10 protein-coding genes are annotated in these 12,357 nt (G+C 45.3%); 4 read left to right on the plus strand and 6 right to left on the minus strand.

The window, feature by feature from the left end; genetic code table 11:
* Positions 1-342: 342 nt before the first annotated feature.
* Together C0Q44_RS01085 and C0Q44_RS01090 are read right to left on the minus strand one after the other, a co-directional pair.
* The gene (locus C0Q44_RS01085; protein WP_105405674.1) at positions 343-930 is read right to left on the minus strand and encodes a hypothetical protein; all 588 of its coding nucleotides are present in this window, start codon (positions 928-930) and stop codon (positions 343-345) included.
* A gap of 22 nt (positions 931-952) precedes the next feature.
* A complete protein-coding gene (locus tag C0Q44_RS01090; RefSeq protein WP_105405675.1) occupies positions 953-2,524 on the minus strand; it encodes a glycosyltransferase family 39 protein in 1,572 nt (523 codons plus the stop codon).
* A gap of 175 nt (positions 2,525-2,699) precedes the next feature.
* Here C0Q44_RS01090 and C0Q44_RS01095 point away from each other — a divergent pair, with 175 nt between their 5' ends.
* Positions 2,700-4,136, plus strand: coding sequence for a CAP domain-containing protein (locus C0Q44_RS01095; RefSeq protein ID WP_105405676.1), 1,437 nt, complete (start codon positions 2,700-2,702; stop codon positions 4,134-4,136).
* A gap of 143 nt (positions 4,137-4,279) precedes the next feature.
* Here C0Q44_RS01095 and C0Q44_RS01100 read toward each other — a convergent pair whose 3' ends face one another.
* A complete protein-coding gene (locus C0Q44_RS01100; RefSeq protein WP_105405677.1) occupies positions 4,280-4,678 on the minus strand; it encodes an iron chaperone in 399 nt (132 codons plus the stop codon).
* Positions 4,679-4,861: 183 nt separating this feature from the next.
* Here C0Q44_RS01100 and C0Q44_RS01105 point away from each other — a divergent pair, with 183 nt between their 5' ends.
* The gene (locus C0Q44_RS01105; RefSeq protein ID WP_105405678.1) at positions 4,862-5,182 is read left to right on the plus strand and encodes an ArsR/SmtB family transcription factor; all 321 of its coding nucleotides are present in this window, start codon (positions 4,862-4,864) and stop codon (positions 5,180-5,182) included.
* A 99-nt stretch (positions 5,183-5,281) separates the two neighbouring features.
* Positions 5,282-6,364: a saccharopine dehydrogenase gene (locus C0Q44_RS01110; RefSeq protein WP_105405679.1), complete on the plus strand. Its 1,083-nt coding sequence runs from the start codon at positions 5,282-5,284 to the stop codon at positions 6,362-6,364.
* A gap of 116 nt (positions 6,365-6,480) precedes the next feature.
* Here C0Q44_RS01110 and C0Q44_RS01115 read toward each other — a convergent pair whose 3' ends face one another.
* Positions 6,481-7,146 carry a M48 family metallopeptidase gene (locus C0Q44_RS01115; RefSeq protein ID WP_181150969.1) on the minus strand — a complete coding sequence of 222 codons (666 nt, stop codon included), beginning with the start codon at positions 7,144-7,146 and terminating at the stop codon, positions 6,481-6,483.
* A 334-nt stretch (positions 7,147-7,480) separates the two neighbouring features.
* Between C0Q44_RS01115 and C0Q44_RS01120 the strand changes: the two genes are divergently transcribed.
* Positions 7,481-8,236: a GNAT family N-acetyltransferase gene (locus tag C0Q44_RS01120; RefSeq protein ID WP_105405680.1), complete on the plus strand. Its 756-nt coding sequence runs from the start codon at positions 7,481-7,483 to the stop codon at positions 8,234-8,236.
* Positions 8,237-8,531: 295 nt separating this feature from the next.
* Here the strand turns inward: C0Q44_RS01120 and C0Q44_RS01125 are convergent, their stop codons facing one another.
* Together C0Q44_RS01125 and C0Q44_RS01130 are read right to left on the minus strand one after the other, a co-directional pair.
* Positions 8,532-10,910, minus strand: a complete 2,379-nt coding sequence (locus tag C0Q44_RS01125) for a GH36-type glycosyl hydrolase domain-containing protein (RefSeq protein ID WP_105405681.1) — start codon at positions 10,908-10,910, stop codon at positions 8,532-8,534.
* A 295-nt stretch (positions 10,911-11,205) separates the two neighbouring features.
* Positions 11,206-12,201, minus strand: coding sequence for a cysteine peptidase family C39 domain-containing protein (locus C0Q44_RS01130; RefSeq protein ID WP_105405682.1), 996 nt, complete (start codon positions 12,199-12,201; stop codon positions 11,206-11,208).
* Positions 12,202-12,357: the final 156 nt, after the last annotated feature.

Below are 12,357 nucleotides of genomic sequence, written 5' to 3' on the forward strand. Positions count from 1 at the left end.
AGCCGCAGGTTATTCCTGCGGCTTTGAAAAAATTCTGAATGTATGAGAAATTCACAAATTTGCACAAGCAAATAAGCCTCGCATACGCCAGAAAAAATGAGCAGTGATATCCCTATATATCGGCAGAGTTCAGAACGGAATGGATAAACAAAACGTGCTTTGCCCTACGCCTGATAATCCGCCGGAATTATTCAGTTCATTCTTACCTTCATTGTAGTAATAGTACATACCATCTTAGACCGCCGTTTCATGACGCTCACTCCCTTCGATAAACCAGTTATTTCCATGATACTCCATAAAATAAATGTAAGCAATTACAATATGATGATGTTCAATCATCGTTTACTGCAATACTACTATCCGTTCAACCGTCTTGGTGTTGTCTTTGTACCAAACCATGACAATGTCTTCTTTCTTCAGATCAGACCATTGCATAGACGAATTCGCGTTGGCACTGGAGTTGCCAGGAATATCCATCCCCATGACTTCCATGATGACTGCATCTTCGGGGATGGTCAATTTCACTTCGACTCCCGTATCCGTCATCTCCATGCTTCTACTCGGAGAATTCCCCTGCTGCGTTTGGTTACTGGCACTTGCGGATGCATTCGTCTGCATTTCAAGCAATGCAACCGTGATTGTGGTTCCATTCAGGGAGATCACTCTGCCTGTCATGTCGGCAGTCATCCCCTGCATCATGTCCGGACTGCCTGTTCGGTCATTCATGCCCGTGCCACCCCTTTCGCCTCTAGGTGTTCCTCCGTTGATCCCCAGGCCACCACCATTTGGCATGCCGCCACCATTCATACCTTGCGCAGAGCCAGTGTTGGTAATGTTCTGGGCGGTAATGACATCGCAGCCCGCAAGCATAACCGAGCATCCCAGCAGCAGGACCAGCGTAACCGATGTGAACTCAATATTTTTTTGCATATGATCACCATTTTCTCAGGGATTATCTCTTCAAGGTACCTTTACGGTGGAATATGAAATCATACGTATCTTTGAACCCCATATAGGACAGCACGATCAGCAGTGGATACACAGGGTAGATGTATCTGGACTTAATCTCCCACAGGATATAAAATCCGATGAATCCGAGAATGACCAGAATCAATGAAACTTCATCATACCGCTGACGACGAACTCCATTCACCAAGCGGATGAAAATAAAGCAGTACATCAAGAAATTCATCACATATACGATCCAGAGTAAGTCCGTCCGGTAAACGGAGTCCCCCTGAAACAGATCTGTTACCGCATTGGTATAACTGTAGGAGCCAGCGATTCCGCCTCCGCCTCCCCTTCCTCTTCCTGTACCCGAGTTACTTTCATTGCCGATTCCATATCGGTCCATTTGGTATGTTCCCTCAGTCCAGGTCCATATGATCTTTTTGTAATACATCTGCACCAAGTCACGGGCACTTGCTTCTGATAGCTTGCTGCTAATCTTTTGTTTGAACAATTCTGTGCTATCTGCCTTATTGTGGCCTGCCTGTCTCTGATAGATCTGATAGCTCTCCATATTGTCCCAGAACCCAAAGCGCTCCAGATTAATCCCCATGTTCAGCCACATATAGACGGGTGCCGCATTCTCACCAACAGGTTCGTTTACTGCACCCGTGGATTGTAGAGCCGCATTCTGAGTCCAGTTTGGTACATTAAATAACATAGCCAGTACACCAATAGAAATGATGACTTTCTTAACACCGATGCTCCGCATATTTAGCAGGATATAGAGAATAGCGGCAATCAACACAATCACGCCGATGCTTCGGAAGTAGTTGCCTATCGCCAGGAAAATCGCGGCCAACATGATTGCTTTCCATGACTTCTCACGTACGAACCGAATCAAAAAGTATAGACAAGACGTCAGAAATGCGGTGGCAATCACATCGTTATAGATCAGGTTGTTCAGGAACAAAGAAGGCAGGTACGTTGCTGCAAAGATCAATACACCGTAATCACGTTCGGTGGACTTGTAATTCATCTGTTTATAGATGAGATAGATCATGAACGTGGTTACCGTTGAAAACAAAATATTAAATAGTTTGATGACCAGATAATTGTCCGGAAACAGGTACAGCAAGGTCTGTAAATACAACACAATGGAGTAGTTGAACGGAAACATGTGCAGATAACCACCCGTTTCAAACGAGGAGTAGTCTTGGTTATAGAGCATGTTCATCGCAATCGAGAGAACGGTCTGAGAATCATCCGTTGGTACTCTCGGAAATACGAAGATGATGATGACCTGAATTGCCAGCGAACATAACAGCACGACAGGAATAATAACCTTCGGGCTGTACTTGTTCAGCTTCATACAGAGAGCATATAAACCGACACCTGAACCAAGCAACAATAGAATCAGCGGGAGAAAAACACTCCATTGCTGCATGTCCAGGATAGGGTTGTCTCCATACAAGGCATAGTTGTACTGCGCTCGAAGAAACAAGGATGAAGCGATAAACAATGCAATCAACCCGAGCAGGATGAGATATAGCGATTTATGCAGCATCTTAGACATGCCAAAACTCCTTTTCGAATACAGGATTCCGTGAGTATTATAAGGGCTCTGGCTGAAAAATCGCTGAATACCATATAACAAATTCATTCAAGCGACTAACTAATAATCCCTTTATTGTCGATAAACTACATTGGATACATAATATTAATACTTTATAACCAGAAGGAGATGGAACATGTTTATTCAGAATCAGAAAAGGTACATCCGCTCGTTATTGGCTATTCCTCTGGCCGGTATGTTGGTTATGCTGCTTGGAACGCAGCAAATCTCTGCAGCACCTGTCGACAGTCTGTTGCCTGAGCGAAGCGAGCAAGAGATCAACTACAAATGGATGCAATGGATGAGCGACAAAGATCAGCCCGTTACGTTTCAACAACAGCCTTCCACTCATGCGCCTTACATGGCTGGCGTAGTAAGTGATACATCGCTGGAACAAGCTCTGCGTGCAGCCAACTTCTACCGTTATCTCTCCGGTCTGGATGGAGATCTTGTGCTGGACCCTGCGCTTAATCGTCAGGCTCAACACGGTGCAGTTGTTGTTGCCACCGGAGAATTGACCCATTTCCCGGCTCGACCCGCAGACATGGCGAAGGACTTTTTTGATCTGGGTGCGAAGTCCACTTCAAGCTCCAACCTGTACGCTTCCTATACTGCTACAGGGAATCTGGCCGTCAAAAGTGTTGAAGCTTACATGGACGACTCGGACGCAAGCAACATCGCTGTGCTGGGTCACCGCCGCTGGATTTTGAGTCCTCAACTGAAGAAGGTCGGCTTCGGCGTTGCATCACGCGACAACATAAACTATGCGAGTCATTTCAGCACCATGCAGGTTATGGATACCAGCCGCTCAGGAAAACTCAATTATAATTACAACTCGTACCCCAACAACGGGGCATTCCCTGTCGAGGCATTCCATGTTTCACAAGCCTGGTCTGCACAGCTGAATCCGGACGTGTTCGCGAAGCCTTCCAATACCGAAGTACAGGTGGAGATTATTCGTACAACCGATCAGAAGACTTGGGTATTGGGAGCAAAAAATGCGAACGGCAGCGACCCATCCAAATCATTTTTCAACGTCAATTCCGATGGTTACGGATATAACTACGCTGTCATTTTCCGCCCGGATAACTTGAAATCCCTGAAGGCAGGTGACACGTTCGACGTGCGGATTACCGGTCTGAAGAAGAAGGACGGATCCAAAGCAGAAATTTCGTATCAGACACGATTCTTCTCGGTTAGCCCTTCTTCTCAAGAGCCTGTGCCCGATCCGCAGGACCCTGGGACAGAACCGCAAGAACCGGATACCGGGAACGAAAATTACCCGGATAATCATCTGGTTCAGTTCGAATATACAGCGGATCGTACACTGAACGTACGTGGAACACTCACGGCTTATGCGGGCCAAACGTTCTCTTTCCAGATTCATGGCCCTTCACCTGAAGAAAAACATATTCGCACTGAAACGGTAAAGCTGGACGCTAACGGTCGGTTCAGCCTATCGCTTCGTAATCTGGGCGTGTCCGATCTGACCATCTACTTACAAGTAGACCCTAGCTTTATGTACTACATCCCTACAGCAAGTAATTCAGATATCACGTATTACTTCGAATAGAAACGAAGCATGAGAATAGGAATACACTACAGTAAAACGACGTAACGACCGCAGTAAAACCCAAAAATAAAAACAGTCGGAATGCAAGCATCCGACTGTTTTTTGGTTTATGATATGAGCTTTTCGTATGATACGAGATCTGTTTACTTCGTTGCTCCCTTTTTGCGTTTCTTTTCCAGCGCGATTTCCACATTTTCTTTCACCCGATACTCCACAATCCGGCGAATTAGATCCTTAGGCAATGGCTGATCCAGTGGAAACTGGACTGATCCCTTTGCCCCTTTGTACTTGGAGAGTTCCTCCTTGAACGCCAGAATTCCACTGGGAGCAGGGTAAAACCCAATATGATGCTGGTACGCGGCAAAATGAACCAGATTCCCATGCTGTGCATACGTGGGCATCTTGTAACTGATCTTCTCTTCGGCCTGTGGGGCCGATTCCCGAATAATCTGTCTTAATGTTTGCAATCTTACCTGAACATCGGGTGCACACGCCGAGATATATTCATCGACCAGCACAGAGTAATGGTTACTCTCAGCCATCATGGACTCCTTCCACCACAGATACAGAAATAGATTCGTGGTACGGGTATATTTGCTTTTATTGTACTCCAAATGTACTAGCGGAACAGCTATTTTCATACGACTTGAATATTAAATTTGATTTTGATGGCATATAAGACTTATAATACGTTTAAACAATTAAACATTATAACGGAGTGAGCCATGAACGATTCGATAGGTAACCAAAAAGTCATTAACATCTTCGAAAATCTAAGCCCTTATCTTCAAGGTCTGGGAGATCCCGTTCGCCAGCGGATCATATCGCTGCTCATCGATCGAGATAGCATGAACGTATCTCAGATTGCAGAGCATGTCCCCATGTCACGCCCTACGGTCTCTCATCACTTGAAAATATTGCGTCAATCCGGGCTGCTATCGGTTCAGAAAAAGGGTACGGAGATGTATTACAAGCTGGAGTTCAACGATGCGATCGAATTACTTAAACAGCTCGTTCATCTCGTAGAAGTGGAATGTCGGAGCTAGCGCATACCGTGCTGGTGAACCGCATTCCTTTTCTTCACACTATTACGTTCAATTGTTTAAACATATAAGTACATAAACATATCAACGGAGGTTCATCACATGATTAGAAAAAGAGTTCTTATCGCTGGAGGCTATGGTGCTGTAGGGGCACAGATTGCCCGCATTTTGCATGACAGGCATCCTGATCTGGAATTGGTGCTGGGAGGGCGTTCTGCGGGTAAAGCAGCACCTTTTCCATCCAACCGTGTCCACACGGTGGTTGTTGATACCCATGCAGACGATCCACTGATTCACGCAGGAGAAAATATAACGTTAATCATTAATGCCGTGAACGATCTGGATGATCGACTGTTGGTATCCGCAGTGCGCAGGAAAATTCCGCTCATTGATATAACGCGTTGGACTGAGGTGTTCCAGCAAGCCATTCGCACGGTAGATTCCGAAGAGCTTAATGCCCCGATAGTGTTGTCTTCCGGGTGGATGGCGGGAACGGCTTCCCTCTTTGCGATGATGCTCTCGAAATCCCTGCAACATGTTGAAGTAAACATTCATGCCCTATGGTCGCTACAGGATAAGGCAGGCCCTGATTCAGCAGCCTTTATGGATCGGATGAGCGTTCCTTTTCATGTGACTGAATCCAATACGAGCCGACTCGTCTATCCCATGACTGATCCGGTTAAAGTACAATTTCCAAACGGGTACACGACCCCATGTTACAGACTGGATACTCCTGATCATGTCACTTTGCCTCAAACCAGCCATATCGATTCCGCCAGCTTCCGCATTTCATTTGATAGTAAAGTATCTACCTATGCACTCACGGGACTGGTCAAAATCGGTATATGGAAGATGATCAGTGGGGAACGATTCAAACCTTTCCGGCGGAAATTATTATATAATCCGGGAACCGGGAGCGCTCATCACTTGGTTATTCAATTGAAAGGCATGGATACGAATGGTAACGTGGTGGAACGAAAGATGACCGTATCCGATCCACTCGGGCAGACCCATATGACCGCGCTTGGCGCTGCGGTGCAAGCCGAAAATTTACTCCTGATGTCTACGGATGAGCCTATGGCTCCAGGCATCTATTATCCTGAGCACTTGTTCGATCACCGAATGGACATGGATGCAGTCACTCAATTTTTCACACAATACGGTGTTCAAGTATCTTATTCCTGATACCGAGACACAACAAAAATCCGCGAAGACGCACACTGTAACCGTGGGACTTTCGCGGATTTTATGGATGATAATGGAGGGATATGGCGTATCCAAGTACAAGCTTAGTCCTGAAATTACAACGTCATGGCCCGGCCGTTACGCATCAAATAATCCTCTTTAGCCTTATAGTCCGGCATGATACTGCCGATTCGCCGCCAGAAGGAGCGGTCATGATTCATGTGGTGAATATGGCACAATTCATGAATGATGACATAATCCATCACTTCCAGTGGCGCCATCGCCAGGCGATAATTGAACGTAAGCTTTTTGTCCCAACTGCAACTGCCCCACTTGGTTGGGGAATCCACGATCTCTACTGACTTGGGCTTCACTTTCAACTCCTGCTGGTAGCGACCGATGCGCTCACCGATCATGCGTTTACACTGGGCAAAATAAAATTTCTTCAGATTCGCCCGCAGCTCTTCTTCTGTAAGCCCTTCTACAGGAATTAATTCATGTAGTGCGTGCTCCTTGCCAAAAAGCAGAAACTTCCCCCTGCCCTCATCTTCGTATTCCTTGGCTTGAGGACCATCAAGTGCCCGCTGCATCAGAACTGATTTCTTCAAAATCACATCCCCGTGCTGCTCCACAAGTTGCCGGATCATGTCTTCACTGGTACCATTGGGTGCTTTGATCGTTACCATGTAAGGCAGATCCATCGTGATGGAAACTTTCTTACGTTTACCGTATTCAATATGACATGTAATACTATGGTTCTGCATCTCTATCGTTAACATCATGCGCTCCGCTTCTGGCACTCCGATGACAGAACAACCTTCTGATCGCTGTTATCCCCAGATTTTTTTGATTCCTTTTTTACAAGGAAAAATCCGTGGATAAAGGCGAGGTGTATGCTTCCGAAGTAGCTTTCTTTCAGAAAGCTTTTAGCTTCGCTTCTTCAGGTTATTTCTGTCCTCTCCGTTAATGTGTAAAAGATATATACATTCTTTCAGTCAAATCAAATTGTATACCATATCCGACTAGAATGCATACTGTTGGGCAATATATATGTTTTTATTGTATTATTATGCATTAATATGTATTATTATTTAATCGAGAAATTGGAGGATTGATATGACGCATACAACGGATATAGAATACAAAACCATTGAAGAGCTGTCACTCAACCATTGGCAGCCCTTGTCCACCTTACTATATGACGGCTGGGTGCTGCGTTTTGCCAAAGGGATTACCAAACGCGCGAACTCCATTCAACCCATCCACTACTCGACTCTGGATGTGCATGAAAAGATTGAGGAATGTGAGCGTATCTATGCTTCGAATCAGTTAAGTACGATATTCAAAATTACGCCGTTCATTCAGCCAGATCATCTCGACCAGCTTTTGCAGGACAAAGGGTATACCGTTGTGGATCTGACGCAGGTCCAAACTCGGATGCTGGATGATATCCAAGAGCCTGTGCAGCATGCTGTACAGATTGACGAACAGTTGACAACAGCATGGCTGGATCACTTTTGCAGGCTAAATCAGGTGAATGATCTGCAACGGGAAACGACAAAACTTATGTTACATAACATTCGCACACAGGTAGGTTTCATCTCGCTGTTGATTGACGGGCAAGTCGTCGCTTGCGGGTTCGGTGTAATTGAACGTGGCTATATCGGATTGTATGACATCATTACAGACGCTAACTTCCGGAATCAGGGACTTGCTGAACAGATGATCTTGCATCTCCTTCATTGGGCAAAAAGACAGGGAGCCACGTCCAGTTTTCTGCAAGTCGTAGCCCATAATGCACCTGCGATAAAGCTCTATGCCAAGTTGGGTTATTCGGAAATTTATAGCTATTGGTATCGGGTCAAAGAATGAAGCGAATGCTGATTAAGCCCAGCTTGGGTATTCATTCATTATATTCACTCTGACATTCAGATTAATCAATAGGATCTACAACAAAAAAACTGCCATCCTTCTATAGAGGAAAGGCAGTTTTATATATGAGCATTTTGCATAAATCCAAAGAGTGACATTTAATCAGCAAGATATAGATCGAAACGCATCTGTTCCTTTATATCTTGTACCCGGGAGCGAGTAGAATCGAATTATGCAAAATGCTGAGATGCTTAGCTACTCTTCACACGATGGAGCATCTACTGCGTGCTCTTTTCTACAAGGGCAGCTTCACCAGCACCTCATATTGTACGCCAGCCTGTATATTCTTGATGATGTCACCTTCAACCCGTTGACCGTCAACATGCAACTCCATCGCCTGGACAGATGTATCCTTCTTCATGTTGACCTGGAGCTCAGCTCTGCGGAACAACCGTGTGACCGAAGCTTCGTTCCAGTCTTCAGGTAATTGCGGGCGAACCTGAAGTCCTTGCGCATGACCTTGCAGTCCGAACAATCCGTCGATCAGGCAACGATACACCCAAGGCACCGTACCGGTGTTGAACAGATGACTGGAGCGACCGGCAGTACGAGGGAATTGACGATAGGCTCCCCGATAATAATTCGGAATAAATACGGGCAGTTGACCCCGCTGGAGAATATCCTCGACATCGAGACCCGGAATCATTTTACGCAGCAATCGATAGGCCTTCTCCTTCTCTCCCACGAGATACAACGCATAAATATAGAATGCCGCTGCGTGATTATACACCGCCCCGTTCTCTGCGCTTCCGGGATGTTTCTGCGTGACACGACCCACATCTTCGCGCATGGCTGTGAAGGAAGGGGCCAGCTTCTCCACACCATATGGCGTCTCCAATTGCTCCTCTACGGAGCGAATTAATTTCTCCTGCTTCTCCTGATCCGCAGCACCACTCATGAGTGCCCAGCTCTGAGGGTTGATATAGATGCGTCCCTCCACATCCTTACTTACCCCGAATACCACGTTATCATCCGTAATGCCTCGGGCATACCAGTTGCCATCCCACAGATATTCATTCGCTACGGCGTTGGTCTGGTCAGCCTCCTGACGGAACTCATTCGTCACCTCCAGATACCCTGCCTGCTCAGCTATATCTGCCCATATATTGAACGCATATGCTGTTGCAATCGTCAGCCAGCCGGATACACCTACGCCTTTGTACCCCACCATATTCATCGGATCACACCAATCACCCTGATTAATGTAGTTCAATCCGCGAGCATCCCGCTCATGGAGCAACCAACGCATCGCAAGATTCATATGTTCCAGTACAGAGGCTTTCTGTTCACTGTCTGCAAACGTAACTTCTTCCTCCAGAATGTCGTAATCATTCGTTTCATCCAGATAGGTCTTCATACAGACGGGAAGCCAGATACAGTGATCGGTATGAGGAATCTGGTTAATATATTTCAATTCGGCATCCGCGTGCAAAATAATACCGTCCGGCATAGCGCCGCTAATATGCTGTTGAGACAGAGCGGTCAGGAACGCAGCCCGCGCAACCTGTGGCTGAATGTAACTCATGCCCATGTTATCCTGCAGATAATTCCGTGTCTGCGGATCGGTCGAAAGGCGATTGGTTTTGCCATGGTAATACATCTGGCGAGGTAGCCAATGATTCACCACATTATCCAGCCAGGCATCCGGTGTCTCAATCTGAATATTTCCTTGTCCTTCCGCAATATAATCCGCATATTCCTGCTCGGCAGCGGTAAAACCATCCTGGCCCTGTGTATTCTTCTTCACAAAGTAATGCTGGCGAATACGTTCAATCTCTGCCTCATCATGAGCTGGGCCAAAGATAAATCGGTATTCTTGGTCGGCTCCGGCTTCCAGCTCCAACCTGTATTGCAGCACAGCCACAGGTGTCTCGTACCGCGCATCTCCACCAGCTAGTGTCTCCGATTGAAGACCGGAAGGAGCATGAAGACCACCTTCACCTTCGAAGTTCTCATGATTCACTTCCCATGATGTAGGCTTCTGTTCTGCGAGCAGATAGGTTTTGTCGCTATAGTTTTTGACTTTGCTATAATCCTGATATTTCTGATAAGGCGTGATCGCCGAGCAGACAATGCCCTGCAAATTTTCGACATATGAACCGGACTGATTCATCCAGGACATATAGCCCACCGTATAATACGGATAGATACTCAGCTTGCGTTTCCGGGAAGACAGGTTCGTCACCTTCACACGCCACAGCTCCATCACATCTTTCTTCGGCAAGCGCAGAGACATCTCGATGCAAATGTCGTCCTGGATCACTTTCCAATGAATGTCGTGTTTACCTACAGAGAACGTATAGCTGTCCGCTTGCTTGCGGACTGGTTCATACGGGGCTGAGAACATTTCGCCACTTACTTCATCTTTAATGTATATAAACCGTCCCGGATGGTGGGCATAGTATGGCTGCTCCGGCTGCATAAACGTCTTTGCTTCCAGGTTGGGCGCATATGAATATTTGGCAGGCTCGGGCTGCATGAATTGTGCCACAGCATATCCCCGGCAATTCATATGGATCATCATCTTCTCATTCCAGAGGAATCCCGATGCCTTCGGCAGGCTTGTCGGACTTGTCAATTCAATATATTGATTGTCTTCTGTTGCTCTGATCATCACTTAACCTCTCTTTCGGGTAATCAATTTCCATTAGGAAAACGTTTTAGATAACTTGTATACAACTTCACTCATTATATCACGGTAACGCTTACAGTCACGGGTAAATATCAAATAGATCTGCGTATTCCAGCTCCGAGTGGTTCTCCGTTTCGCTTCACCTACTCGGAAGCTACGCCATTCTGGAACCCAAGCCAGATCAAAAATAATACAGACTCATAACAACAAGTCCCCTTTTGCCCTAATTACAGGCATGAGGGGACTTTGATTATTATGATCAAGCTTGAATGGCTTTTCAAACCCGTGTTTTACCCCGTTGTAATCTGAGAATAAACGATGTAATAAATGCTTTCTCTTTCGTAAGATTCTCTTGTAACCTCTCACTTATCTTACCGAGTGTACGTGCGTCACGCGTTATATTATATTTAAGGACTATATTTCTTAATTTGAAGTAGTCCTGTTTCAATTGGGTACTTAATTCCACAAAGGATACATCCGGCTCCATATATGCTTTCTCCATTAAATAGGTTAAACGTAACTCCATAAGTAACTTATGTTCATACAGGAGATGAAAGACCCGTGAATCCAACGCTTCTCCAGCCAAGGCCGAATTCTCAATTTCAGTAAAAATGCGTTGAATGGCTTGCATTCCAAAATCGTATTCCTGATCTCGAATTAGATTAAATGTTTCACTGGAGTTAAGATAGTTCTCCATCCCTGATATAATCTGATCCACATAAATCCCATAATTAATATTCTCGATTGGTTTGAGAAATCGCACCTCTGTCCAAAAACTGTACTCATCGGACATGGTCCAGTAGCCTTCCTCAAGTTCATCTAAGGCACAGGTTACTTGTACAAATTTTCCATCTTCCAGATTGTCAGCAATGTATATCAAATTACGATCAAGGTCATAGCCATATACCAGCACTTCATGCATGAGATGTTCTCTTTGATAATAGTCTGTACTGGCAATATAGTATCTGTCTGCATAAATGTATAGATAATACCCCATATCTATGGCTTCGGTAATAACATCTTTAAGTGATGTACCCCATTTGCTGATCACCATTTCTTGTGGCAGGTTGTAAAAGGAAATCCCTGGACAGGTCCCTAACAGATACTGATGGGAATCAAACGAGAAAATGCCCCAATCATAGGCATACCTGATCTGTATAAAATTATTGAAGATCCATGGCCACAACTCTTCGTTCATAATGGATGTTAACGTCCCATATGATGTGTACGTGCTTATGACAGGGTCACCTAGTTTAAGTACATTCTTGGACATTCCAGAATTCCTCCTTCAATTACTGGGCATAACATAGTGATCTGAGCGATGTTTATTGTATAAGCAACGTACTTTAGAGCTGGAATCCTGGATCTTTTTCTTGAATATATTACCATGTAATTATCTCATTTTATATAAGAACGCTTTCATTATGTA

This window comes from Paenibacillus sp. PCH8, assembly GCF_002968835.1.
Taxonomy (GTDB): domain Bacteria; phylum Bacillota; class Bacilli; order Paenibacillales; family Paenibacillaceae; genus Paenibacillus.